This window comes from Paenibacillus senegalimassiliensis, assembly GCF_001486585.1.
GTDB classification, from domain to species: domain Bacteria; phylum Bacillota; class Bacilli; order Paenibacillales; family Paenibacillaceae; genus Fontibacillus; species Fontibacillus senegalimassiliensis.
The window spans coordinates 669,396-695,949 of record NZ_LN909045.1; the positions used below are offsets into that span (position 1 = coordinate 669,396).

Consider the following 26,554-nt stretch of genomic DNA (forward strand, 5'->3'; position numbering starts at 1 on the left):
AACTTGTTAACTGGAAAATCTCCCTATAATATCTCGCTAACTGAGGTATTGTAGGGATTAGCTGGAAAACCTCCCTATAAATTAGCCGATCATAGGCTTTTAGGACTGAAACGGGAGAATTAACAGGACAATTTCCCGCTAAATCGCAAAATAGAGAGATTTGTCCATAATTAGCTGGAGGATTTCCTGTTAATCGAAGAACGAGGCCGTGTGTTCGAATGGCTGTTGTATATAATTTTGTTACGTGTCGTGGAGCGGTACGTTTGCAGGTTGTAATGTATAAAAAAGAGAAAGGTGCTGCTTTAGAGCTTGTTAGCTCACAAAGCAGCACCTTTTCCACAAGTGTATGTTCATAAAATGATGGCTTACTTATTTAGCAAATGACGGTACGGCTGATAGTCGATCTGATTCTTCTCCAGAAAATGTACCAAAAATTTGTTGTCGCGCTTGGGTGTGGCTATGATGTATCCTTTGATACAATGCTCCTGTGTTACCTCAGAGGCGTTCTCTTCAAGAGCGGTCTTGCCGATTTCGGCCGCAATGGAATGCTTGGCGATATCGCGGAAGGGACCGGGCACCGGCTCGACAAGCTTGTCGAGGAAGGCCTTGGCTTCATCCGTCCATAGGTGGCGGCTTTGTTCGACCCAATGATTTTGCCAGTCCAGCTTGGACATGCCATCCGCCTTGGGCAGCACTTTGAGAAATTTGCGGAACATGAAGAAACCGCCAATGGCCATCATGCCCAGCAACACAAAACCCCAGAAAGCGATGCTATTCATGAACCAGCGGCTGGGACCCCCGGAAGCTGCCATCAGGAAAACCAATGTACCTTGTAGCACCATCATCACCTCGAAGATCAATTCGCTTTTTATTTCAAAAATGAGCTAATCTGCCTGAATTATACCTTATTTCTTTATTTATTTCAGCATTCAAGCTAAAATAGGGGATGTTTAGCGATTTACCGTCCCAAAGGAGGCAGAAATATATATGTTGAAAATTGGTTCTCACGTTTCATTCTCGGACAAGGGTCTGCTTAGTGCGACAGCAGAGGCAGCTTCATATGGCTCCACTTCCTTCATGATATATACCGGAGCACCGCAAAACACGCGGCGCAAGCCGATTGACTCGATGCATATTGTAGAGGGGAAGCTGGCGATGGAACAGGCCGGGATCGGCGAGATTGTCGTTCATGCTCCGTACATCATTAACCTTGGCTCCTATAAGTCGAACACGTATCAATTGGCGGTTGACTTTTTACAGGAGGAAATCCGTCGTACCCATGCCATTGGCGTACGCAATATCGTGCTGCACCCTGGAGCGTTCACAGACAAGGATGCCGAATACGGCGTGGCCAGGATTGCTGAAGGATTAAATGAAGTGCTGAATGGCACGCAAGAAACCGAGGTTCGCATCGCGCTCGAAACTATGGCCGGCAAAGGTACAGAGATGGGTCGCAGCTTCGAGGAACTCGCGCAGATTATTGACAAGGTACAGCATAATGAACGGTTAACGGTATGTATGGATACCTGCCATATTCATGATGCGGGTTACGACATCGTAAATGATTTGGACGGCGTGTTGCGTCATTTCGACGATACCGTTGGATTAGATCGGATTGAAGTTGTACACGTCAATGACAGCAAAAATCCGGTTGGCGCAGGGAAGGACCGGCATACGCCGATCGGCTCGGGCTGGATTGGCTTTGAGGCGATTCAGCGGGTGGTGCATCATGAAGCACTGAGTGGTCGGCCGTTTATCCTGGAGACACCTTGGGTAGGGAAGGACCCTAAGAAACAACGCCCGATGTATGAGGTGGAAATTGCCTTGCTACGTGGCGATGTGGGGGCTCGCTTCGGTGAAGCATTCGTGAATGATGTGGAGCGGTTATCGGATTTCTTCGTCAAGGAAGGAATCGGAGCACGATCCTACGTACTGGACACCTGGCATGTGCTCAAAAATGATGCCAAAGCCAAGAAAGCTGATCCAAGAGAACCTATGGAGCGGCTATACGATGTGGTTATGGGAGCAGGGCTGTTCCCGGATCGTACCGAAGAAGAGATTAACCACCGGCTGGTGGCCTGGTTCGCCCAAGGATCATAGATGACAGAATAGATGGCAGGGGGATTTGTAAACGATGGATACACCTACGATGACGGGAAGACAACCCGTTAAGCCTTATGAAAACAACCGTGCGCGCATGTTAATATCTTGTCCGGACGGACCGGGTATTGTGGCGGCAGTGTCTCGATTTTTGCATGAGCACGGCGCAAACATCGTACAATCAGATCAATATACGATGAATCCCGAAGGCGGGATGTTCTTTATGCGGGTGGAATTCGATCTGGATGCACTCGACGATCGAATTTCGGATTTACGTACTGATTTTGATGAGGTGGCCACAGGGTTTGATATGCAGTGGAATATTCATCAGCTTAGTCGTAAGAAGAAGCTGGCTATCTTCGTATCCAAGGAGGACCATTGTCTGGTGGAGTTGCTGTGGCAATGGCAGGCGGGTGATTTGGACGCTGAAATCTCCATGGTAGTCAGCAATCATCCCGATATGCGGGAATACGTGGAATCCTTCGGTATTCCTTATCATCATATTCCGGTAACTCCAAGCACCAAGCGGGAGGCGGAGCAGCAGCAATTGGACATCGTTAATGGTAAAGTAGACCTTATTGTGCTGGCGAGATACATGCAAATTGTGTCCCCGGCCTTAATTGAACCATACCGCAATCGTCTGATTAACATTCATCATTCATTTCTCCCTGCCTTTGTCGGCGGAAAGCCTTATGCCCAGGCCTATGACCGCGGGGTGAAGATCATCGGAGCTACCGCTCATTACGTTACTGAAGAACTGGACGGTGGCCCGATTATCGAGCAAGACGTTCAGCGTGTCAGCCATCGGGACGATGTCTCTGAGCTCAAGCGAATTGGGCGCACCATTGAACGTGTAGTGCTGGCACGGGCCGTCAAATGGCATATTGAGGATCGAATTCTCGTGCATCAGAACAAGACAGTCGTGTTTAATTAACTTGTAGGGAACATTATTCATTTAGCCTCGGGCCAACAGGTGGCAATACCGCTTGTCCCGGGGCTTTTTTTCTAATAGAACGCAGGAAATTCCAAGGCAATTACTAGGTCCATCTGGTAGCAATATGCCGTGGTGGGGAAACTTTAGGGAGTCCAGATACGTTATAATGACAATAAGTGCAGGAACAAGAATTCAGTTGGAGAGGGGAAGGAATGCGTGCATTTATCAATAAGGAACCAATCAAGGTGTACGGGACTCATGCTGAAGGTGGTATTTGTACTGCTGACAGTATGCCTTTGGCTAGGCGTTTCAAGTCCGCTTGCAGTGCAGGCAGCCGAGCCTAAACTGACAGTAGAATCCGAGCTGGGCTACGGCGGGAATATTACCATGAACGAGTGGGGACCGCTGTCAGTCAAGCTGCTCAGCGATAGAGATATCTCAGGAGAATTGGTAGTGGAGACGGATAACCCGAATATGGGGGCCTCTTCTACCTTTGTGGAACGAGTCGATCTGTCGGCAGGGGAGGCAAAGACGATTCAGTTCGCTGTGCTGGGCAACAGCTATAACAAAGATAACAGCAGGATCAGGTTCTACGAAGGAACGGTGGAAAATGGGAAATACATCCCGTTCAGCACCGGCCGTGCTTACATACAGGGTTCAGCGTTAGACAACCTGATGATTGGTGTTCTCGCGGCTGATCCGGATACACTGAATTTCATGACATCCAGCATTAATAGACAAAATCCGGTAGTGGCTCCACTTCAGAAGGAGCAGGTGCCGGAGGATGCAATTATGTTGTCTACGCTGGATGTGATCGTAATGAACAATTATTCGGCAGATACGTTGTCGGAGAAGCAGACTCAGGCAATACGCCAATGGGTCAAGCAAGGGGGGAGCCTCGTCCTGGCGGGTGGACAAGGGTATGCCAAAACGGCCAAGGGGTTCGAAGATATTGCTCCTGTGGAGTATAAGGGCAGTGCAGATATAAATGAACTTACTGCGTTCAGTCAGGCGACGGGAGAGCCTCTGACGCTTGCGAGCCCATTACCCGTATCTTCAGCCGTACTGAAAGAAGGGGCCAAGAGCGTGATGTCCTCGGATGGTGTGCTTCTGGTGGCGTCACAGTCCGTGGGCAAAGGAGATGTCATTTATGCGGCTTACGATATTTCCATGGACCCGGTATATCACTGGCGTGGTCATGCTGACCTATGGACCAAGATCCTGCGCGAGCCCTTCATGGGAACGGGCATGCCGGGTGGAGGTCAGACTGAATGGAACCTGATGAGCGGGTTCTCCTATATACTCGATTATTTTCCATCACTGACACCACCGCCATTTTCACTTCTGTTCTGGATGCTGGTGTTGTACGCCGTTCTGGTTGCACCGCTTCTGTACTTCGTGTTGAAGAAGTTTGACCGGCGGGAATGGGCTTGGGGACTGATGCCATTGATTGCAGTCGTTGCCAGCATAGCAATCTACCTGGCGGGTACCAGTGGAAGAAGTGATGTTCGCTCACATACTTTGAATATTATTGAGCTTGACGGACAGGGAGAAGCGGTCAAATCGGCTTCCTCCGCTTTGTTTGTACCTCGCGGAGGCACCTACCAGGTCGAACTTCCAGCGGGAACCCGGGTCTTGGTTGAGCGGGAGGGTAATCCGTTTGGCAGTCAATCTGGCGATGCGGATCGTCAGTTGCTCCGGGTAAAAGCGGAAGCGACTGAATTGACGCTGCGTGAGATGACGCCCCGGTCGATGGCCAAGCTATTGATGGAGCATCCCGAAACGTTGAATACTGGCAAGCTACAGATTGATGTATCGTTTGATAGCCAAGGCAAGCTTCAAGGAACGGTGAAGAACGATACCAGTAGTGATCTGGAGGAAGCTTATATTGTCGCAGCCAGCAACGTTTATGCGCTGGGTGAACTGCCGCGTGGGGCCCAGGTCCAGCTTCCTGCTGCGTTCACATCCTCTTATAATAATGACTACGGATCAACCATATTTCCGTACTCCGGTTACTCGCAAGGCTATTCTTACGAGGAGAAGGAGCGAGAGCGTTCTATGATTAATCGATATATGGGGGCTTCGGGGAACTACGGGAAATATGCGCTCCTGGCCTGGAGCAAGGAAGCTCCCGATCAAGGAGATGGCTACAAGGTCGACGGCAAGCAACCCCGGACGGATTATTTAAATCTGTGGGCCCAGCCCTTTGAGCCAAGCTTCGAGCTGAATGGTCAGGTGGATATTCCGTTTGGCATGATTCAGCCCGATATCGTCAGCAGTACAGCGACGGAAATATACAGGGAACAGAGCGAGTATTTAAATATGTCTGCAGGAGAGGTTACTTTGGAATTTGTCTTGCCAGCAGATGAGGGAATGGAATATCAGGAGATTACGCTTCGCTCTTCCTTCCCCAGTAATGTGGGCATGGAGGTCTGGAACCAGCACAAAGGCGTGTGGGAACCGGATATTGTTGAGGCTGCCGAGCATTATGTGCAGGGCGGCACGGTCAAGGTGAAATGTGTAGCGACGGAATGGACCTCCTTCCAGTTGCCGGAGATCATGCTGAAAGGGAAGGTGACTCCATGATTGAAATTAAAAATCTGACGAAAATGTACGGCCACTTTGCTGCACTTAAAGATGTGAATATCTCCATTGGCAAAGGGACGGTATTTGGATTTGTTGGTCCGAATGGGGCGGGAAAGTCCACTACGATGTCAATCCTGGCGACGTTGCTTGCTCCGACTTCCGGCTCCGCGAAAGTGGGAGGGTACGAGGTGACTGAGTACCCCCATGAGGTTCGCAAACGAATTGGATACATGCCCGATTTTTTCGGTGTGTACGATCAATTCAAGACCACTGAGTATTTGCATTTTTACGGGGCGAGCTACGGCATTTCCCGGGCGGAACGAGAGCAGTTGATTCCCCAACTTCTGGAGTTGGTCAATCTGAGCGACAAGCAGGATGTTTATGTAGATAGTCTCTCACGAGGGATGAAGCAACGGCTGTGTCTGGCTCGTTGTCTGGTTCATGACCCGGATGTGCTGATCCTGGATGAACCGGCCTCGGGATTGGACCCTCGCGCGCGAATAGAGATGCGGGAGATCCTCAAGGAATTGAAGTTAATGGGCAAGACCATTATCATATCGTCCCACATTCTTCCCGAACTGGCGGAGATGGTGGACGAAATCGGAGTTATCGAGCATGGCCGAATGGTAGCCCAAGGTAAGGTCGCTGATATTCAGAATCGACTACGAGTGAAGAGAGTGCTGCATATCCGGCTTCTGGACCGATCCGAAGAACTGGCTCAGCGGCTTCGTGACGAATTGCACGTCAGTCAAGTGCTGTGTGATGAGACCGGCGTGCATGTTCATTTCGGTGGAGGGGATGCCGAGCAGTCCGCCTTGCTGGCCAGCATCTTTGCGGCAGGCTTCCAAGTTATTTCTTTCCATGAAGCACAGAGCAATCTGGAAGACGTATTTCTGGAGATTACCAAAGGAGGCGGAGCACATGAATTTGCGTAGCATAGTGATGAATCCGGTGCTGGACAAAGAGTTCAGGTTGCGAATGCGTTCGGCCCGCTCGGCATTTACGGTCCTGGCCTATGTGCTCGTCACAGGACTGCTGGCCATGGGAATCATTTATGTGCTAACGGCGGGAAGGGGCACGGTCAGGGTTGATTCGGAGACAAGCCGGATGATGTTCTATGCCCTCAGCATCGCACAACTTGTACTGATTGCCTTCATGACACCAGCGCTCACCGCAGGTGTAATCAGTGGGGAACGGGAGAAGCAAACGCTGAATATGCTGCTCACTACGCAGCAAAGTTCGGCGGCAATCATTCTGAGCAAGCTCACCTCGTCGCTGAGCTTCATGGCATTGATCATTGTGGCGACGATCCCGGTGTACAGTATTGTATTTTTGTACGGTGGGGTATCGATGGGTCAGCTTGCCTCGGTGTTCCTGTTCTATCTATTTATTATGCTCTTACTGGGAGCACTTGGTGTATGCTTCTCTACTTTGTTTAAGCGAACTATTCTGGCGGTAATCATGACCTATGGGGTTGGACTTGCGATCTTTCTGTTCACAGGGCTAGCCTATCTCTTTGCCTTGGGCATTGATCAAGCGAATTATTATGGATCGGGAGCGCCACCGCGGCCCTATTCCTGGGTAGGCTATCTGCTCGGACTGAATCCGGCAGGGGCGTTGATCAGCATATTTGAGCCTTCGTTCTCCAATGAAGTATTTCTGGTACAAAGAAGCAATCTGCAAGCAACTGCACCGATTCAACTTTGGCAGCAATTTCTACTGGTCTATAGCGTTGTCATTGTGCTGATGTTGTGGATTGCCGTCCGTAAAATCCGTCCAGTGCGGGCTAAACGCCGTTCTAAACGGAGCGATGCTTCTGTGACTCAAGCTGTTGTCATGCATAGTGAGGCTGATTCCCAAGAGGGTGCGTCCACTACATCCGGGGAGCCGGAGATGATGAAGAAGGTAGAGCGGGAAGTAGGCAAGGAACAAGAATGATGTAATCTTTCCTGAAAGGAGCGATGATTCATGGAACAGGCAGGCATGGACAAACTGCACCAGCAATTGAATAAAGTATCGCGGCGCTTGCGGCTGGTACGTTGGCTATCCGGGACCGGTTACGGCAGCCTTGCGGCTTTTGCCATGATCTTGCTCTGGCTTGCAGCAGGGAGAGTGTGGCCGATTCATTTTCTTGGTCTGTATGCAGCGCTAAGCGGCTTGCTGTGCATTATTGCCGGAGGGATGTGGGGACTGCTGCTTTCAGTCCCCAAGCAGCTTGCAGCGAGGACTATGGATTATTCTACAGATGAAGGAGAGCGGCAGGACGCAATGGTGACCGCGTTGTCCTTCGCGGGGAATGATAGCTATGCCGCACGGCTTCAGCGGGAGCAGGCAACCAGGTATGGCGCTGAGTATGTTCAGAAGCTGAAGCGCCATCTGCCTGCTCCCAGACCTCCTCGCCGTCTGCTGATTGCGGCCTGTTGCGCCGCCATGGCCGTGGGAGCTTTGGTGCTTATGCCTAATCCGATGGATAAGGTGCTTGAGCGAGAGCGGCAGCAGCAGGCCTGGATTGAATCCCAATTGGAGGAGACGGGCAAGATTCTGGAAGAGCTGGAGGCCAGTGAACTGGAACCGCTTGTAAAGGCCCCGCTCAGGGAAGAACTGGTCAAGCTTCGTCAGGAACTGGCTAATGCGGAGCAGCCTGAGGAGGCCCTGCGATCGCTTGAAGAGAGCATGAAGCAATTGCAAGAGATGGCGGAACGTCAGGAGTTACAAGAGCAGCAACGTTCGGAGTGGCTGGATGCCTGGAGACAGACGCCCAAGCTCGAAGGTCTTGGCCGGGCATTGGAGCAGCAGGACACGGAGAGTATCTCCGAAGAACTCGACAAGCTTAAGGAGCAGCTTCCCAAGCTATCTGCTCAAGAGAAGGAACGGCTTGCGGAGGCGTTATCGCAGTTAGCTGATCAGTTGCCTCAGGAAGGCGATGAGTCCAAGCGACTTGCCGAAGCGCTGCGCAAGGCAGCCGAGAACGTGTCCGAGAACCAGAACAGTGCCGATATTGACCTGTCGGAGTTGGCAGCGGCCCTGGAGGAGGAAATGAAATCTGCTGGGGTGAGCGGGGCGCAGGCGACTGCCGCAGCCGATCTGGCTTCAGCCCTTGCGCAGCAAGGGCTTGGAATGGCGGAGCAGATGTCGGCCGCGGGCTTCCCGGTGTCCGACACCTGGTCGATGGGCGGCAGCGCGGAGCAATGGGCTTCAGCAGCCGGGAACGGAGCTTCACCAGGGGGTGAAGGTGACGAAGGCAATGGCGGGATGGAAGGTCAAAGCCCGGGTTCCGGCCAAGGAGGCAACGGCCAAAGCCAAGGTGGTCAGGGAAGCGGCAACGGTCAAGGCTCAGGTAGTGGGGGGACTGGACAAGGACAAGGACAAGGACAAGGTCAGGGCGCAGGTGCAGGACTTGGCAGTGGCAGCCGGTCGCTGGTGACTACTCCCCGTGAGAGCGCAGGCAGTGGCAATGTTGAAGTGGACACCGGTCCTACCAGCGGAGGTCAAGTGCAGAAGGGAGGGCAGGGCCCCGTATTTGACGGAGCGAGCCGCCCTTATGAAGAGGTATACAGTGATTATGAAGCTGAGGCGAAGCGGGCGTTGAACCGAGGTGAGCTGCCGCAGAGCCTGCAAGGCTTGGTGGAGAGTTATTTTACCGAAATTGATCCGGGCAATTAAGGCGCGATAAGAGAGGGGAATTCGATGTTAGAGCAAACGGCTGAAGTAAAAAGATGGAGTGATACGATTGCGGGCGTTCGCGAGCAAATTGCCAAGGTCATCGTCGGGCAGGAGGATGTCGTTGAGCAAATGCTATGGTGCATTTTTGCAGGAGGACATGCCTTGCTGGAGGGAATTCCCGGGCTGGGGAAGACGGCGCTCGTTCGAACTGTAGCCGACACGCTGGAATTGTCCTTCTCACGCATTCAATTTACGCCGGATTTGATGCCAAGTGACATCACCGGGACCAATGTCATCTCGTTCGGTCCGCAAGGGAGCGCCGAGATGACGTTCCAGCCGGGACCGATATTTAGCAGCATTGTCCTCGCCGATGAGATTAACCGGGCTTCACCGAAGACGCAAAGTGCAATGCTGGAAGCGATGCAGGAGCAGACGGTCACCGTCGGTGGGGAGACGCGGAGCTTGCCGCGGCCATTCTTCGTGCTTGCCACGCAGAATCCGCTGGAGCAGGAAGGCACCTATCCACTCCCTGAAGCCCAGTTGGATCGCTTCATGCTGAAGATTCATGTCGGTTATCCTTCTCAGGAGGAACTGAAGGAGATTGTGCGCCGAACCACCTCCACGCTGATGCCGTCGGCGGACAAGGCAGCCTCTGCGCAAGAGCTGCTGGAAATCCGCCAGGCGACCAAGGAGGTCCTGCTGGCTGACGAGGTGCTGGATTATGGGGTCCGTCTGTTGATGATGACCCATCCTGAGGAGGCGGATGCCCCAGAGATGGTACGCAGCTACGTACGATTCGGCTCCGGACCGCGTGGCATCCAATCAATCATATCGGCGGCCAAGGTCCGGGCGGTTAGCAAGGGACGGATGCATGTATCCACCGGAGATATTGGGGCTGTCGCTGTTCCTGCGCTGCGGCATCGGCTCTTCTTGAACTTTGAAGGTCAATCGTCGGGCATAGCTGCGGATGATGTGATTCGGGAGATTCTGGGCTTGCTGGAGAATAAGAAATGACGCCTTCGCTGCTGCCCCCGTCCATACTGCCCAAGCTGGAGCGCTTGTCTGTGAGGTCTGGAAGGCATGTAAGGGGAACTACGCAAGGCAAACGGCGCTCCGGCCAGCTTGGCGCTTCTCTTGAATTCGCTGACTATCGGGAGTATACGCCAGGCGATGATATCCGAAGATTTGATTGGGGCGTGTATCGCCGCACTGGCAGGCCGTTCATCCGCCAATACTGGGACGAGCAGGAATTGACCCTTAGTCTGTATCTGGACATTACCGCCTCAATGAATTTTGGAGACAAGCTGGATATGGCCAAAAAGCTGGCTGCGGCCGTGGGTTACATGGCTCTCTCCTCTGAGGATAAGGTACAGGCTGTGCTGCTCGGAGATCGTCCGTTAGATAAGCTTCCCTCACTTAGGGGGAAGGCTGCAAGCCTGCTGTTGTTCGCGTTCTTGCAGGAGACATCCGCCATAACGGGGGGAAACGTGGCAGAGGCCATAAGGCAACTGCAAGTTCGCCCCAGGGAAAAGGGGATGGCCTGGATTTTCTCGGATTGCTGGCTCGAGGGTGGTCCGGAACAAATGAGAGCCTTGCTTGTCAGGCTTATGGCGATGGGGCAGGAGCCGGTGCTGGTGCAGATTGTATCGGGGGAAGAGCTTGCTCCAGGGTATAACGGCGACCTGAGACTGATTGACAGTGAGCTGGGTAGCGGCAAGGAGGTTGCCATGAGCAGTAAAGTGCTCAAAGCATACTTCCGGGAAGTGGAGCAGTATACCCATGAGCTTAAGGAAGTTTGTGCCGGACTAGGGGCACGGTATATACAAATTCGCTCGGATTGGCCGCTGGAGAAGGCCGTATTTACCATGCTTCGTGGAGCGGGAGCCTCCGGTAGCTAAGGGATGGCAAGAAGCAACAGGAAGGTTGCTGGGGAAGGAGGGGGACGGCTATGGGCATTGGATCATGGATCAGCCTCTGGTTTGCATTGGCTTTGCCAATCATCGTCATTTTATATTTGTTCAAACGAATCTATATCGACACGCCCGTGTCTAGCCATTTGCTCTGGCGGCGGGTGCTCTTGAATATGGAGGCGAACCGTCCTTGGCAGAAGCTGCAAAACCGGTTGCTGCTCTGGATCCAGTTATTGGTGGCTGCCTTGCTGGTGCTCGCGCTTATGCAGCCTTTCCTATGGCGAAGTGGAGGGCAGCAGGGGCATACCGTCCTGATTGCTGACACCTCGGCCAGTATGAGCACCATCGTAGCTCTGGAGGATTCCTCTGACGATTCCGAGAATTCGCAAGCAGGCAGCAAGCTGGATTTGATGAAGCAGCAGCTTCATACCTATGTTCGCGAAGCGGGGGCAGGGGAAGAAATAACCCTAATTCGGCTGGGCAGCAGACCTGAGGTGCTAGTAAGCCGTGAGAGGGAGGATGCTGCCTCGTTGTCTCGCGCGATCGACAATCTGACGATAGACTATGGAAGTGCGTCTTATCGCGAAACGTTGTCCCTAGCGGCGGCCTTGACCCGGGGGGAAGAAGCCAGGGTGCTGCTGGTTACGGACACGCGTTGGCCGGATGGAGCAGGTGCGGGAGAATTGGCCTTTGATGTACCGGTTCAGGTCATGCCTATCGGTGCAGAGATACAGGATAATGTTGCGATTGAGCAGTTCGGAGTAAAGCGTTCATCCGGAAGCGAAGGAATCCAGCACGGAGTAGCGGTCATTCGTAATGACGGAGGGGCCCGCGACTTGACAATTGATCTATATGGGGACGGCAAATTAGTTGCTACACGTGAGTTGACGGCCGAGCAAGGAAAGAGTGTCACCGTTCAGTTCAGCGGATTGCCATCCGCTGAAGTTTACCGATTGTCTCTGAAGCCAGAGGATGCGTATTCCCTTGACAATGAAGCCTTTGCTTTCCGGGAGCAGGCGGGAGATGCCAATGTGTGGCTTATCTCGTCGGGAAATTTGTTTCTGGAGAAGGCTTTGCAGTTGACGGGTGCGAAAATAACACGAATTGCTCCGACAGCAGCTAATGGCGGAGAAGGGGGATCTGCTGCCCCCGCTTTGCCTGAGAGCAAGCCGGATGCGGTAGTGATTGAAGGCTCGCTCCCATCCTATACGGAGACCGGAGCTTGGGCGAAGCTGCTGGCAGAGACGCCGCTGTGGATTATCGGCGGAGATGAACAAGGCAGGACGCTGGAAAGTGTAGACACGCAAACGGCCAAGCACCCGGTCACCCGCTATTTGCAGCTTAAGGAGCCCCCGGCCGGGCGGTTAATGGATGCAGAGGTACCTGCCTGGGCCCAGCCGATTGTTACGATCGGAGGGCAGACGGCTGCTTACGCCGGAACGGAGAATGGTCGGCCAAAGCTGGTCTTCCTGTTCCGGCTGGAGGATGGCGATCTGCCACTGAAGCCGGAATTCCCTGTTCTGGTCGATAACGCGGTAGCCTGGCTCAAATCCGGCTTAAGAACGGGGTTAGGCAGAGCCGCTGCCGGTGCAGAACTGGATATTCCCGTGGCCCAGGATGCGGCAACCGCCGTGTGGACGGCTATGGACGGTTATGCGCGGCAAGCGGAAGCTCAGCCAATCCCGGCAGTTCTTGTGGGGAGCGGCGCAGTGTCATCCCACCAGCCCGCTCCGGGTATTCCCGGCTTATGGAGGCTGGATATTACCGGAAGCGACGGAGCAGCCCAGCCCGGATTTTTGCTGGAGGTCACCGCTGATCCTCTGGAGTCGGAGACGGCTCCGGCAGAGCAGTTAGCGGCTAAGCTGCAAGTCGGCTCAGCGCAGGCGAGCAGCGAGGGAGAGCAACAAGAGGCTGACGGAAGCGAAGATACGGATGGAAGCCAGGAAGCGGTAAAACGCGAAGCCCTTCCGTTAGTAAAATGGGTTGCCTTGCTAGCGCTTCTGGTTATCTTGGCGGAATGGGGGGTGTACCAGCGTGGGCGTTCAATATGATTATCCCTGGCTTCTCCTACTGTTGCCTTTACTTGCAGCAGGTGCGGTTTACGCTTACCGTAAAGACTTCAGGCTAAGTGGCGGCCGAAGGAAATGGGTGATTGGCCTGCGTACGGCCATTTGCGTGCTGCTGGTGTTCATTTTGGCTGGGTTTCATACCTATACCCTGGTGCTGAATAAGGAGCTTGTGTTCGTCGCTGACCGCTCGGCGAGTATCCCGTCTACGATACCGATTGATGATTGGGTTGGGGAAGCCGTAAAAGCCAAGGACAACGGTGACTTAGCGGCGACGGTTTCGTTTGGATTAAATACAGTTATTGATAAACATTTGAGTGAAGCATCGGAGATTCCGCCATGGGGCCAAAATGAGGTATCCGGGGAGTTCACGAATATCGAGCATGCGGTATCGCTAGCCGGGAGTCTGTTCCAGGGACAAGCCAACCGCAGAGTAGTTCTCGTTACCGATGGAAAGGAAAACGTCGGAGCCGTCATGGAGGAAGCCAAGCTGCTAACGGATCGGGGCATTGCGGTGGATGTGCTGCCCGTTCTTGCACCGGAAGAGAATGATGCGTCGATTGAAGAGTTCGTCGTTCCCGAGAAGCTGTATCCAACCGAATCGTTCGCTTTTGAGGTGCTTGTTCGTAGTACCTATGCTGGCGCGGGCGAACTTCGTCTGTATGAGGATAATCGCGAAATCGGTCGCCATACGGTGACCCTGCAGCGGGGAGATAATCGTTATTCCTTGCAGGGGTTGGCAAAAGAGCCGGGATTGCATCGTTACCGGGCTGAGATTTTCATCGAGGGAGACGAGCAGTCGGCCAATAACGCGCACTATGCCTTTACCCGGGTGACCGGGACCCCAAAGGTACTGATTGTAGAGGGGACGCCGGGGACCTCGGCTAATCTGGAGAACGCTTTGCAGGCTGGGTTAGTCGATTATTCTGTTGTGGCCCCGGGCATGCTGTCCTCCGAACTGGCGAAATATGCGGCGTATGACAGCATCATCTTCAATAATGTATCCGGTGAGCAGGTAGGCGGCCGTCAGATGGATCTGATAGAGCAGGCTGTTCGCTCCTATGGTGTTGGCTTTATGATGGTCGGAGGCGAGGATAGCTTCGGGATGGGGGGCTACTTCAAGACACCGATCGAGCGATTGCTGCCGGTATCGATGGAACTGGAAGGTAAGCGGGAAATCCCGTCCCTGGGGCTGGTGCTTGTGATTGACCGCTCAGGTAGTATGGACGGTGACAAGCTGAGGCTGGCTAAGGAGTCAGCGATTCGCACGGTAGAACTGCTGCGTGAGAAGGATACGGTGGGAGTTATCGCCTTTGATGATCAGCCCTGGTGGGTAGTAGAGCCGCAGCAGCTTGACGACAAGGAGGATGTGATTTCGCGTATCCATGGCATTCCGTCTGGTGGAGGAACGGATATTTTTCCAGCGGTGTCCCAGGCTGCAAGCAAAATGCTGGAGCTTGAGGCCCAGCGCAAACATATTATTTTGCTAACGGACGGTCAGTCGGCGGGCAATTCGGCTTATCAGACTTTGATCGATAGCATGGTCGAAGGCAAAATCACGATGTCGACTGTGGCTGTCGGTGATGATGCCGATGTGCAACTGCTGCAATCTTTGGCTTCCGGGGCCAAGGGACGTTACTATCTGGTGCAGGACGAGACGACGCTTCCGGCGATCTTTAGCCGTGAGGCGACGATTATTGCCAGAACCTATATCGTAGACAAGCCCTTTGTTCCGGCGCAGGTTCAACCTGGAGATTGGAGCTCCTGGTTCCAGAGCGGCTTGCCGCAAATCTACGGGTATGTCGCCGCAACAGCCAAATCGACGGCTCAGACGGTACTGTCGAGCCCGGAGCCGGACCCCCTCTTGGCCAGATGGCAATACGGCTCGGGACGGACGGTGGCGTGGACGAGTGATTTGACCGGGAAATGGTCCCGGGATTGGGTGGCCTGGTCCGGTTACGCAGGGCTGTTCACCGACATGGTTAAATGGACCTTCCCGCAGTTCTCCTCCTCCGCCTTTGAAGTGGAGACGGCTCATACAGGCGACGAGGTTCGCTTTACGGTACGGGCTACGGGAGAGCCTTACCCGCAGGAACTCATCGGGAAGGTGACGGCGAGTAACGGTGACGAGACTGAGCTTCGCTTAAGCCAGATATCGCCGGGGACGTATGAAGGCAGGATGAGGGTGACGGAGCCAGGCTCCTTCCTGCTCCACGTACAAAGCGTGGAGGAAGGTGAGGAGGCGGGCAGCGGCATGAGCACGGGGTTCGTCATCCCCTATTCGCCGGAGTACCGTCTGGCTACAGACAGCCTGCCGGGCGAGCGACTGGAAGCTGTAGCCGAGTTGACGGGAGGCAGGTTGCTGGCCTGGGATGCACCGGAGGCGGCGTTTGACTTCGCGCCGCAGCCCCACCGCAAGCTGGAGAATTGGGATCGACTCCTGCTGATTCTGGCTTTGCTGCTATGGCTTGGCGACATCGCTGTTCGCCGGCTGGCCGTGTCATGGAGCCGGCTGCTTGAGCGGTTTGGCCGCTTGGCCCGGCGCAGCGCCCGGCCAGCGGTGGACAGAGCGGCTTGGCCGCCTGCTGGAGGCCAAGCGTCGGGGGCGGCGCTAGCCTAAACGCGCCGCTGCTCCACCAGCCCGGCTGCATGGCATGCCGGGCTGTTCCATATCCAGCAGAGGGCTATAAGTCCGGAAATGTTGGAATAATGGTATGGAAAACGGGTGGTTGAAATGGTACAATAGATAAAGTCAAAATGATTTTTTCAAAATGAATGTTTTGTAATCGCCGCGTAAATTTTCAGTATTTTCAAAAGCAGGCTTACATTTAAGGAGGAAAACGAATGCCACTTTCTGACAACAACACTATTGACAATTTGTCAATTACAACGATTCGTACGCTGGCTATCGATGCCATTGAGAAGGCGAAATCCGGTCACCCGGGGATGCCGATGGGCTCCGCACCGATGGGTTATCAATTGTTTGCTAAATCGATGAACCATAACCCGGATGAACCTACATGGATTAACCGCGACCGCTTTGTTCTGTCCGCAGGTCATGGCTCCATGCTGCTCTATAGTTTGCTTCACCTGAGTGGATATGACCTGCCTTTGGAAGAAATCAAGCAGTTCCGCCAATGGGGCAGCAAGACGCCGGGTCACCCTGAGTTTGGACATACGGCCGGGGTAGACGCAACGACTGGACCACTAGGTCAAGGTTTGGCTATGGCTGTAGGTATGGCTATGGCCGAAACACAGCTTGCAGCAACTTATAATAAGGGTGAGTTCAAAGTAGTTGACCACTATACTTATGGAATCTGTGGCGACGGCGACTTGATGGAAGGTGTGGCGAGCGAAGCGGCTTCTTTGGCTGGACATTTGAAGCTCGGCAAATTGATCTTCCTTTATGACTCCAATGATATTACCCTTGACGGTACACTAAATCTTAGCTTCTCGGAAAATGTAAGACAACGCTTTGATGCTTACGGCTGGCAAACGCTGCTTGTTGAGGATGGCAATGATCTGGCGGCGATTGAAGCTGCAATTGAAGCGGCCAAGGCAGATGGCGATCGTCCTACGTTGATTGAAGTGAAGACGGTCATCGGTTATGGCAGTCCGAACAAGCAAGGCAAAGGCGGTCACGGTGGGACGCATGGTTCCCCACTTGGAACGGATGAAGCCAAGCTGACCAAGGATTTCTACAAATGGGTATATGAAGAGGATTTCTATGTTCCGCAAGAAGTGCGTGAGCATTTTGCTAAAGTCAAGGAACGTGGTATTGCGGCTTACCAGGCTTGGCAAGAAACCTTTGCCAAATACAAAGCGCAGTATCCTGAGCTGGCGACTCAATTCGTGCAAGCTATCGCCGGAGAATTACCTGCTGGTTGGGATGCCAAGCTGCCTAAATACTCGGCTTCCGACAAAGCGGTCTCCACTCGTGTAGCTTCCGGTCAGGCACTGAATGGTCTGGCGGCAGGCGTGCCTCAACTGCTTGGCGGTTCGGCCGACCTCGAAAGCTCGACCATGACGCATCTGAACGACTTGACGGTGTACACGCCGGATACTCGTGATGGCCGTAATCTGTACTTTGGTGTACGTGAATTTGGTATGGCGGCTGCAATGAACGGAATTACGTTGCATGGCGGTCTCAAAGTATTCGGTGGTACGTTCTTCGTATTTACGGATTACCTGCGCCCGGCGGTACGTTTGTCCGCATTGATGAATCTGCCGGTAACTTATGTTCTGACACATGACAGTATCGCGGTTGGTGAGGATGGACCTACTCATGAACCGATTGAACAGCTTGCTTCGCTTCGTATCATCCCGAACCTGACGGTCATTCGTCCGGCAGATGGCAACGAGACATCGGCAGCTTGGGCTTATGCGGTAGAGAATCAGGGGAATCCGGTAGCTCTGGTACTGACCCGGCAAAATCTCCCCATCCTGGAAGCTACTGAAGCAGCAGCTCGTGAAGGGGTAAAACGTGGGGGTTATGTGGTCTCCGAGGCTAAGGACGGCAAAGCAGTGGCTCAAATCATTGCAACCGGCTCCGAAGTGCAACTTGCCATTAAAGCGCAAGCGGCATTGGCTGAGGAAGGCATCCATGTTCGTGTTGTCAGCTTGCCAAGCTGGGATCTGTTCGACAAGCAGGACCAAGCCTACAAGGACTCGGTTATTCTGCCTGAGGTCAAAGCTCGCGTAGGCATAGAGATGGCTCATCCGTTTGGTTGGGACCGCTTCGTAGGCGAGAAGGGTTCGATCATCGCCATCAACAAATTTGGTGCTTCCGCGCCTGGCGACAAGGTCATTGCCGAGTATGGATTTACTGTAGAGAATGTCGTGAAGCACGTGAAAGCTCAATTGAGCTAAAATAGCGTAAGAGTGAAGGGAGAGGGGAACGTGACGCAGCAATTGCAAAATGTGACCGTAGACAAACAAGCCAACATTTATTTCGAAGGTAAAGTGACCAGCCGGACCGTCTGGTTACCGGACGGAAATAAACTGACGCTGGGGATCATGCTCCCCGGGGAATACGAATTTGGCACCGATTCGCTGGAAGTGATGGATATTCTGTCAGGGGAATTGAAGGTGCAGCTTCCCGGTGAAGCCGTATGGAGAGAAATCAGCGGACGCGGAACGTTTACGGTGCCTGCCAATTCTTCCTTCAAGCTTGAAGTGCGCAGTGTGACAGACTACTGCTGCTCTTACGGTGCATAACACTATTTTAACCAACTCAAAAATCGCAAGTTCTGATGAATCATTGATTCAGAACTTGCGATTTTTATTTTAAACTTATAGGCCTAGTTAGACATAAATCTTGCTTAGCAGATCCTCCTGATAGGCTTGCCATAGCTCTCCAGAAAATTCTAAAGCCGTGGTCTGGCTGGGGAGCATCAAGCGATCAAGCATCGGCTTGACTTTATCCGTATCAAAAACATGAATCTTCTCTAAGGCATATTCCCCATCGAAGGCATAAATAAGGCATTTCTTCTCAATATAAATGATAGCCATATTATTTAGCTTGTTGTCGATAATCTTGAATTTATCACCGTGCTCATCCGCTTGCAAATATGTATTCATACGTTGCATATAGGCCATTCTCTGCTCCGTGGGAATGGAATAAGTGCCGATGAAGGGGATGATGACCTTACCTGAGGTAGCAAATTGATCCAGGTCTTTGCGTGAAAGGAAGATTTGGGTTTGTTTATTTAGTATGCTTTGGAATAATGGCCAGGCAAAATCTTTGATCTCCTGGGCTTGCTCCATAGACTCAATTTCATTCTTCTCAAGCAGGTAGCCGATCAGAAGAAAGTTGTACACGCTATCGATTCCCCGTTCCAGCACCTGTGCAGCAACCTCGGCATTATTTTGAAGAAACTCAATAACCTCATCGCGTCCATAGCTGATTTTCTGGACATCCTTATTCATCAGACTATTATAGAACAAGTTCAAATAGCTTCTGTGAATAATTGGGATTAATAATGGAGTCCCATCAATCTGAGAGTCAAACATAAGAAGTAGCTTCCCTTTGATTAGCAGGAAGGGTTGCCCCAAGTCACTAGCTGCTGACCAGAGATTTAACTTGAATCCTCTCTGACTGAAGGAAATAAAGTTGAGGGAGATCCCTTTCCCTTTAATTGAAGATTCATGAATTGAGCCGTCAAAAAATTGATTTAACGTGACATGCGTGCATTTGTTGGGATTGATCAATAAAGTTTTCAAAAAAATGTCCGAATATGCGGGATCATAGGTGGGGATGGTGCTATACACCTCCAATGATTCATCGGAACAACTGTTGATATAGTGAGACAAAATAATGCACAGCAGGTTGAGTACCGGCGTAGTCCCCAGATAGAAAAATCCTCGCTTGTTGAATTCCAGATTAATCTGATGGGCCTCGGCAGTGTCATTATCAATGGCAAACTCAAGGGCATACGTCAAGAAAGTACGCAAGTCATCCATCGCTTTAAAATTATAAATGACTGGAAACAGGTTGATGAGTTTCAGGTAACAGCCATGGGAATAAATACTTTCGGCAAAATAATCTGCTGCTTGCTGGATAAACAACTTTTTTTCCTTCAGGGAGGGCAAACGGCTACCAGTTAAAATTTTGCTGAGTCCACTAGGTGTCATATTCATGCTGATGGCAAAATCGGTCTTAGGCTTCTGTGCAATATTAATCAATTCATCAAGTAAATAGCCTAAATTCATATTTGTATTTGGGTTCACACACATTTGTTCCTTTCTTGAAATTATTTTATGGGAAGGTAAGTTGTCTATGAAATGTCACAAATTAACGGATATTTCACCTTTTATAGTGATTATATCACTGCGCAACCCGATTCTTACTGTTTTCTCGGCAGAGTTCAAAAAATGATTATATTTTCCTAGTGCAGAAAATTTTCAATATTTTCTGTTTGGCTTTTTCAAGCGCACGAATCCCTCCCTTGTTATGCTGTTCGACAGGAAGTTTTTTAGGCTTAGCTTCGAAACAGTATGGCGAGCCGCTAAATCCAGCGAGGAGGGAATTAAAGTAATGAAAGTCATGAGGGTAAAATGGATGAGTGCGTTTATGGTTGTGCTTGTTCTCATCGGTATGGTTTTTCCTTCCCATGCGGCATTTTCTGAAAATGCCCCCACGGTAACAGATTCGGTCTATTCGGTGACCGATGCGGTTTACACGCTGCCTTTGGCGTTAGCTGCAACAGATAAGTCATCTGCTTTGACGGATTTATCCGCCAGTATCACTCAGAATGGTAAGGAGATTACTGTAAATGACAAGATCAGTCATACAGACCCGATCTCGGTGTCAATCTCTTTCGGAGTGCCTGTAGAGGGAGATGAACCCACTCCGGCCAATCCGATTAGAAAAGGAGATACGGCTTCCTTTAAGCTGAGTAAAGCTTTTACGGTTGTCACGGGTACGACCTTTGAGTTAACCTTTGGCGGTCTTCCGGTGGCTCATGTTGAGCTTGTCTCAGATGCTAGTACCCAGGAGGTCACCGCCAATATAGTCTTTGACGGTGCTGATGAGGTATTTGATGGAAGTACCGGAATTAATACGGTCGTAGGCAGATTTAATGCTGAATTGCTCTACGATGCCAGCGGTAGCGGTGGGGATGAAGGGGATCACAGTGTTATGATTCTCGACAAAACTTACACCGTAAACGTGCCGCCAGCAGAAATCATTTATACTTCGTCCAAGAACGGAACTGCGGACCTGGCGAACAAGCGTATCACCTGGGAAGTCAAGGTGGGGGCTACGCAGTCCGGTAATCCCATTGATTTGAAGGATTACACCTTCAAAGACGAGTTGGCCCAGGTTGGGGAGTATATTGATGGGTCCTTTGAAGTTAACGGAACCCCAACACCTCCCGATGTGACGGGTACTGAATTAGCTCACACGTTTGCAGACCCTTCGGTGGGTGAGCAAACCATTACGTTCCAGACGGCTATTCCGGATGAAAAATATTACGCCGGAGGGGCTCAGAATGTTTCCAATCAGGCGCAACTATTAAATCAGCAGGATAAAATTGTGCAGACGCCTTCGTTTGTGGTTTCCTTTACACCTGAATGGATAGAGAAGACAGGAACAGCAAACAACGAATACATCAATAACGGCAGCGTTTACGACCCTAGTAATCGTACCATTACCTGGACGATCACTGCGAATCAAGTGGGGGCTGCATTAGAAAACCTGACAATCACAGATGAATTACCGCAGGGCCTGGAATGGCAATCTGCCAAGTGGACTACAGGCAATGTAGATACTCCGGTTGCTACAGAGCCAGCGGGTGGGAGCTACACGTATCCCGCAGCTGTTGTGAACGAGCAAGTGGTACTGACTATCGTCACCAAGGTGGAGAACACAGATCATACCACCGGAGAAACAACATTTAGAAATACAGCCAGTGTGGATTGGACGGGAAGAACCGGAACCACTCCACAGGATAATGCGACTGTAGGTATTGGTTTTAATGCGATTAGCAAATCTGGTGTAGTAGATCATGATAGCCGTCAGGTGAAGTGGACGGTGAACGTGGACACAAAAGGTCAGCCTATTCCGGATCTGAAGGTCTATGATCTGCTGGTTTATGGAACCGATATTGACCTGAATCAGGTAACGGGCATTCCTACAGGTCTGAATCAACAGCTTACCCCACGTTACGATCAAAAATATGCAGGAGGCTTTGCTAGTAACTCTGGCCTTGGAAGTCTGAATGTTATTGCAATTGAACAGGGCGGAGAGCGAGTAGCTGATTTATTGGAGTTTTCGGGATTATCTACTACCGACCCAAACAGCTTTAGCTATGACAGCCTGATTGTTAATCCTGACATATATGCTGGGAACAAAACTTCTCAGGTAAGTAACACTGCAACATTATTCAGCGGTACAACACGTTTGAATGCCGACACGGCTAATGTGAACTACAACAGCAATCTGTTAGCCAAGGAGCTATTAACACGAGACGCTGTATCTGATCCTGCTGCCGGGGTCAACAGCCTTAGAACACAGAATTCCTCGGACGGCTTCAACTACATCGATAAGTCGGTGATTTTCCGGCTTAGTGTGAATGCTGACAGTCTTGATTTCTCTAGCGTGAAGAACGCAGATGACGTAGTGCTGGGCGAAGTCACCGTGACGGATACCTTGCCTGCAGGCTGGGAATTTACCGATATCGAGCCTGGTAAGAAGTATTTGGCATTTGAAGGTGTGAAGAGTTCAAGCCGATCCGTGCAATCCCTGGATACGACGCCAGATGATGTTCAACAGTTAAATGCGGATATCGCAGGTGGAACAGCAACCTTTGTATTTGATCCGCTGGATCAGCCTTATGTCATTCTGGTGAAGGCCAAACCAACGGATGCTACGCTTGCCGACTATTTTGATAACAACAAAAATTCCTCAATGACCAATGAACTGAAGTTGTCTGCTGCTAATTGGGTTGGGGGAGTGAGCACAGAACGTAATGTCTCAATTCGCAGTCAGCTTGTTGAGAAGTCACACACGATCCCACAAGCAGGCACACTTCATTGGACTGTGGATTACAATCCGTATAAACTCCAGGATATTGGCGAGACCATTGAGGATACGTTGCCAACAGGCCTGGATTTGCGTACAGATGCTCAAGGGAACTTGCTGGTTGATGGGAATATTACAGCCAAGGAAATGACCTTAAAGCCAGATGGTACGCTGGAGGAAGGTGCGGTCATCCCGCTAATCGTGGGAACGAACGTAACGTACGATAATCAGAGCCGCGTATTAAGCTTTATTCTGGAAGATACCAGTAAGGCGTATCGCTTCACCTATCTGACTGACATCACGGGTGAATCAGGTACAGTAACTAACCATGTTCGCTTGTCGAACGGTAATGTAGATACGGCTGTAAATGCGGTGAATTATGCCATCAGCAGTGCAGATGCGGCAGCCACGCTGCAAAGAAACGGCTGGCTTGAAATCACCAAGACAGATGGGACTACAGGGCTGTCAGGAGCAGAATTCACATTGTTCTCCGAAGATGGGAACACGGTCATTCGCCAAGGAATCACGACAGCGAACGGTACGCTTAGACTAAAGGTCATTCCGGATGGGAAATATGTACTCCGGGAAACGGTTGCCCCTGTTGGATATACTTTAGACAGCACAGAGCATGAGGTTATCGTTTCAACTTCTGGAAGTCAAATCACCACCTCCATTGATGGCAAGACAGGAACAGGTTCGAACCTGTTGACTGTGGCCAACTTTGTGACAGGTACGGCCGGTAATCTGGCCATCGTCAAGACCGTCGCTGGAAATGACGGGGATTTAAACAAGAAGTTTGATTTTACCGTTACCTTTAATGGAGCGAACGGGACTTATTCCTACACGGGTTCAGGTGGGGCAGGGAACGGAATCCTGCAAAGTGGAGATACAGTTTCTCTAGCCCATGGTGAAGGTATCGAGATTAAGGGCTTACCTAAGGATGCAACGTATACCGTAACTGAAGCTGACTATTCAATTGAGGGTTATGCTACGGTCAGCAGCGGTGCTACTGGACAAATCGTTGCAGATGATACACAGACCGTCTCGTATACCAATACCAAAGATAAACCAGGCAGCTTGATTATTAGCAAAACGGTTGCTGGCAATGCCGGAGATCAAAGTAAGAAATTTGATTTCACAGTTACGTTTGCGGGTGCTTCCGGAACGTATGCTTATACGGGAATTGGGGGAGCAGCAGACGGAACACTTGAGAGCGGAGATACGGTATCGCTGGCTCACGGGGAGAGCATTGCGATTCAAGGTCTGCCTAAAGACACCACGTATACGGTGACTGAGGAAGACTATGCCAAGGAAGGTTATAGAATGACCAGTACAGGAGACTCCGGTGTGATTAGAACGGATGAAGTGCAGACGGCTGCCTTTACCAATACTAAGAACATTTACACCTCACCGTCGAATCCTGGTGGGTCCACACCTTCCGAGCCTGGGGAGCCTTCTATCCCTCAGGAGCCAGGACAGCCTAATGAGGGGCCTGAGGAGAATCCAGGTATTCCAACGATTCCGGGAACGGTAGTACCCGGTAGTCCAAATGATGATCCAGACGAGAATTCTGGTGAGACTGGTGGGGAGCAGGGTAATTCAGGCGGCAACGTATCTACTCCTGATACGGGGAACGATGGACAGGGAACAGAGGATGACGAGCTTGGAGCAGGCAGTGGCGATGAACCGGAAAAGCTAGCTTCTCCGGGTAACCAAGCAGGTCACTCCGGGAATGGAACACCTAAAACGGGCGATTCCTTGTACCGAGGCCTTGCACAGGCTGGATTGTGGATCTCGCTGCTATCCTTGCTGGTATGGTCTGGGGCATATTACTTACTCCGGTCAAGAAATAGAAAGAGCGTCATGAAATAACAGAATTTGAGAGGGCTTGTGCTGCGAGAGAGATTGAGCGGGCGCAAGCCCTCTTTTAGATGAAGAGGGACGAACAATGGTAGACAAAGAGACGAAGCAAAGAAATGCCAATATCGGTATCCGCAGACTATTACGTGTTTTGATGGCGTTAAGCCTGCTTGGGGTTCTGGTCTCCGGCTATCTATTGATCTCTGCCAACCGGGAGTATGCAGCCGGAGACGAATCCTACGAGCAGCTTCGTCTTGACATGAAGCTGGATTCCGCAGTAAATGTATCGCCGACGCTTGCGGAAGCTTCGGGTAGTTCAGACGAGGGGGCGGTGAAATTCATCGACTTTGAACAATTACAGCAGGTGAACCCGGATGTCACAGCCTGGATTACAGCAGAGGAGGATGTCATTGACTATCCGGTCGTACAGGGAACCGATAATGAATACTACTTGACTCACCTGTTCACCCGAGCACCGAACAAGTTAGGGAGCCTATTTGTAGATTATCGGACGCCCGGTGACTTTACAGCCAGGAACACCATTATTTATGGACATAACATGAAGGATGGCTCGATGTTCTCCTCCTTGACCAAATATAAAGACCAAGACTATTACGAAGCTCATCCGGAGATGACTCTATACACTCCGGATGGAGCATACAGGATTGAATTTTTTGCCGGTATTGTAGCGGATGGCGATTATGAATTCATCCGTTACCAGTTCACGGACGATGAGGATTTTATGGCCTATGCTCAGACATTGAGAGAAGAATCTACCTTTCAGGCGGAGGTGGATATTACAGCGACCGACCGAATTGTTGCCTTATGCACTTGCTCTTACGAATTCAATAATGCGAGGTATGCTTTGTTTGGCAAGTTGGTTCCGATTAAATAGGTTAATATGGACGAAAAAACAGCAAGCAAGGGGCGCATATCATATCCCCAAGCTTGCTGTTAATCATGCTTGAATAACACCTTTTATCGTCCTTAGTCGCCGATTTTTTGGCCAATCCAGCCTTCATACAGCTTTACCACGGAGGAGAGGTCTTCCTCACCGTAGCCTTGTGTCTGTCCAGCCTGGAACAGGCTGCGGGCCAGACTGAGCATGGGAGAAGGAATATCAGAGCCGTCTGTCAGTGCCGAAGCAAGCTTCAAGTCCTTAAGCATCAATGCCAGAGAGAATTGATTGGTAAAATCATGCTCAATAATTTTGCGACCCTTCAGCTCAGCGGCTTTACTCCCTGCGGAGCCAAGCTGGACAAGCTCAAGGAACAGATCGGGCGGAAGCCCCGATTTGGCAGCAATGGCGAAGCCCTCAGCCAACGCCAGATTGTTGATGCCAACAATGGTATTATGTGCCAGCTTGGCTACAGATCCGCTGCCGTTTTCGCCCATATGCAGCACCTTTTTCCCCATAGTTTCGAACAGATCCATCACACTTGCGAGTACCTCTGCTGAGCCACCTACCATGAACAACAGTGTGCCATCAATTGCTGCTGGCGAGCTTCCGGTCACAGGAGCATCAAGGAAGGCACCGTCAAGCGCTGTTACGTCTGCTGCCAGCTTCTTGACCAATGCCGGGGATATTGTAGAGCAGTCGATCACCGTGGTTCCCGGGCGCATGCCGGCCAGTACTCCATCCGGCCCTTCATATACGGCGGCGATGGAGGCATCATTACTTACCATGGTAATAATTACATCGGCGCCTGCAGCCGCCTCACGGGGAGTAGCGGCAAGGGAAGCGCCTTGCGAGGCAAGAGCAGCGGCTTTGGACGCTGTCCGATTATATACGGTTACCGGGTAACCTTGCTTCAGGAGATTTGCAGCCATAGGGGCACCCATCGTACCCAGACCGATAAATCCGATCTTTTTCAAGTCTAGTCACCTTCTTCTTAAGAATTGAACATCACTT

The 26,554-nt window shown here is 51.4% G+C and carries 17 protein-coding genes; 14 read left to right on the top strand and 3 right to left on the bottom strand.

The features are described 5' to 3' along the window. Positions 1-365: 365 nt before the first annotated feature. Complete coding sequence (locus tag BN3279_RS13000) at positions 366-812, bottom strand: DUF2621 domain-containing protein (protein WP_089153477.1); 447 nt, start codon at positions 810-812, stop codon at positions 366-368. 175 nt (positions 813-987) lie between these two features. On the opposite strand from BN3279_RS13000, the gene BN3279_RS13005 reads away from it, so the two are divergent. The 12 genes from BN3279_RS13005 to ppnP all read left to right on the top strand — a co-directional run bounded on the left by BN3279_RS13005 (position 988) and on the right by ppnP (position 18,476). Beyond that, on the top strand, positions 988-2,100 hold the full coding sequence (locus BN3279_RS13005) for a deoxyribonuclease IV (RefSeq protein WP_059051452.1): 1,113 nt from the start codon (positions 988-990) through the stop codon (positions 2,098-2,100). Between the two features lie 34 nt (positions 2,101-2,134). Further along, positions 2,135-3,034, top strand: a complete 900-nt coding sequence (gene purU, locus BN3279_RS13010; protein WP_059051453.1) for a formyltetrahydrofolate deformylase — start codon at positions 2,135-2,137, stop codon at positions 3,032-3,034. 258 nt (positions 3,035-3,292) lie between these two features. Then, complete coding sequence (locus BN3279_RS13015) at positions 3,293-5,620, top strand: DUF7408 domain-containing protein (protein ID WP_059051455.1); 2,328 nt, start codon at positions 3,293-3,295, stop codon at positions 5,618-5,620. Then, complete coding sequence (locus tag BN3279_RS13020; protein WP_059051456.1) at positions 5,617-6,555, top strand: ABC transporter ATP-binding protein; 939 nt, start codon at positions 5,617-5,619, stop codon at positions 6,553-6,555. Before BN3279_RS13015 ends, BN3279_RS13020 begins: the two co-directional genes overlap by 4 nt. Next, complete coding sequence (locus tag BN3279_RS13025) at positions 6,542-7,558, top strand: ABC transporter permease (RefSeq protein WP_059051459.1); 1,017 nt, start codon at positions 6,542-6,544, stop codon at positions 7,556-7,558. Before BN3279_RS13020 ends, BN3279_RS13025 begins: the two co-directional genes overlap by 14 nt. A 30-nt stretch (positions 7,559-7,588) precedes the next feature. Then, on the top strand, positions 7,589-9,283 hold the full coding sequence (locus tag BN3279_RS13030) for a DUF2721 domain-containing protein (RefSeq protein WP_059051461.1): 1,695 nt from the start codon (positions 7,589-7,591) through the stop codon (positions 9,281-9,283). Positions 9,284-9,307: 24 nt separating this feature from the next. Then, on the top strand, positions 9,308-10,297 hold the full coding sequence (locus BN3279_RS13035; RefSeq protein ID WP_059051463.1) for an AAA family ATPase: 990 nt from the start codon (positions 9,308-9,310) through the stop codon (positions 10,295-10,297). Further along, complete coding sequence (locus tag BN3279_RS13040; RefSeq protein ID WP_059051466.1) at positions 10,294-11,181, top strand: DUF58 domain-containing protein; 888 nt, start codon at positions 10,294-10,296, stop codon at positions 11,179-11,181. The genes BN3279_RS13035 and BN3279_RS13040 overlap by 4 nt, the downstream gene beginning before the upstream one ends. A 50-nt stretch (positions 11,182-11,231) precedes the next feature. Further along, positions 11,232-13,244, top strand: a complete 2,013-nt coding sequence (locus tag BN3279_RS13045; protein WP_059051468.1) for a vWA domain-containing protein — start codon at positions 11,232-11,234, stop codon at positions 13,242-13,244. After that, positions 13,228-15,879, top strand: coding sequence for a VWA domain-containing protein (locus BN3279_RS13050; protein WP_232436842.1), 2,652 nt, complete (start codon positions 13,228-13,230; stop codon positions 15,877-15,879). The genes BN3279_RS13045 and BN3279_RS13050 overlap by 17 nt, the downstream gene beginning before the upstream one ends. Positions 15,880-16,103: 224 nt before the next feature. After that, positions 16,104-18,128: a transketolase gene (tkt, locus tag BN3279_RS13055; RefSeq protein ID WP_059051470.1), complete on the top strand. Its 2,025-nt coding sequence runs from the start codon at positions 16,104-16,106 to the stop codon at positions 18,126-18,128. A 30-nt stretch (positions 18,129-18,158) separates the two neighbouring features. Continuing rightward, positions 18,159-18,476, top strand: coding sequence for a pyrimidine/purine nucleoside phosphorylase (ppnP, locus tag BN3279_RS13060; protein ID WP_059051472.1), 318 nt, complete (start codon positions 18,159-18,161; stop codon positions 18,474-18,476). A gap of 87 nt (positions 18,477-18,563) precedes the next feature. Here ppnP and BN3279_RS13065 read toward each other — a convergent pair whose 3' ends face one another. After that, the gene (locus BN3279_RS13065; RefSeq protein WP_187377791.1) at positions 18,564-19,970 is read right to left on the bottom strand and encodes a hypothetical protein; all 1,407 of its coding nucleotides are present in this window, start codon (positions 19,968-19,970) and stop codon (positions 18,564-18,566) included. A 325-nt stretch (positions 19,971-20,295) separates the two neighbouring features. Between BN3279_RS13065 and BN3279_RS13070 the strand changes: the two genes are divergently transcribed. Both BN3279_RS13070 and srtB read left to right on the top strand, forming a co-directional pair. After that, positions 20,296-24,654, top strand: coding sequence for a DUF7601 domain-containing protein (locus tag BN3279_RS13070; protein ID WP_059051477.1), 4,359 nt, complete (start codon positions 20,296-20,298; stop codon positions 24,652-24,654). A 76-nt stretch (positions 24,655-24,730) separates the two neighbouring features. Continuing rightward, positions 24,731-25,537, top strand: a complete 807-nt coding sequence (srtB, locus tag BN3279_RS13075; protein WP_059051479.1) for a class B sortase — start codon at positions 24,731-24,733, stop codon at positions 25,535-25,537. 92 nt (positions 25,538-25,629) lie between these two features. Here srtB and BN3279_RS13080 read toward each other — a convergent pair whose 3' ends face one another. Continuing rightward, entirely contained in the window at positions 25,630-26,517 is an 888-nt protein-coding gene (locus tag BN3279_RS13080) for an NAD(P)-dependent oxidoreductase (RefSeq protein WP_059051481.1), read from the bottom strand. Positions 26,518-26,554: the final 37 nt, after the last annotated feature.

Bases quoted from the DNA above. Each gene is read 5' to 3' on its own strand.
- BN3279_RS13000 (WP_089153477.1), bottom strand. From the start codon at position 812: ATGGCAGCTTCCGGGGGTCCCAGCCGCTGGTTCATGAATAGCATCGCT.
- BN3279_RS13005 (WP_059051452.1), top strand. From the start codon at position 988: ATGTTGAAAATTGGTTCTCACGTTTCATTCTCGGACAAGGGTCTGCTT.
- purU (WP_059051453.1), top strand. From the start codon at position 2,135: ATGGATACACCTACGATGACGGGAAGACAACCCGTTAAGCCTTATGAA.
- BN3279_RS13015 (WP_059051455.1), top strand. From the start codon at position 3,293: ATGCTGAAGGTGGTATTTGTACTGCTGACAGTATGCCTTTGGCTAGGC.
- BN3279_RS13020 (WP_059051456.1), top strand. From the start codon at position 5,617: ATGATTGAAATTAAAAATCTGACGAAAATGTACGGCCACTTTGCTGCA.
- BN3279_RS13025 (WP_059051459.1), top strand. From the start codon at position 6,542: ATGAATTTGCGTAGCATAGTGATGAATCCGGTGCTGGACAAAGAGTTC.
- BN3279_RS13030 (WP_059051461.1), top strand. From the start codon at position 7,589: ATGGAACAGGCAGGCATGGACAAACTGCACCAGCAATTGAATAAAGTA.
- BN3279_RS13035 (WP_059051463.1), top strand. From the start codon at position 9,308: ATGTTAGAGCAAACGGCTGAAGTAAAAAGATGGAGTGATACGATTGCG.
- BN3279_RS13040 (WP_059051466.1), top strand. From the start codon at position 10,294: ATGACGCCTTCGCTGCTGCCCCCGTCCATACTGCCCAAGCTGGAGCGC.
- BN3279_RS13045 (WP_059051468.1), top strand. From the start codon at position 11,232: ATGGGCATTGGATCATGGATCAGCCTCTGGTTTGCATTGGCTTTGCCA.
- tkt (WP_059051470.1), top strand. From the start codon at position 16,104: ATGCCACTTTCTGACAACAACACTATTGACAATTTGTCAATTACAACG.
- BN3279_RS13065 (WP_187377791.1), bottom strand. From the start codon at position 19,970: ATGAATTTAGGCTATTTACTTGATGAATTGATTAATATTGCACAGAAG.
- BN3279_RS13070 (WP_059051477.1), top strand. From the start codon at position 20,296: ATGAAAGTCATGAGGGTAAAATGGATGAGTGCGTTTATGGTTGTGCTT.
- srtB (WP_059051479.1), top strand. From the start codon at position 24,731: ATGGTAGACAAAGAGACGAAGCAAAGAAATGCCAATATCGGTATCCGC.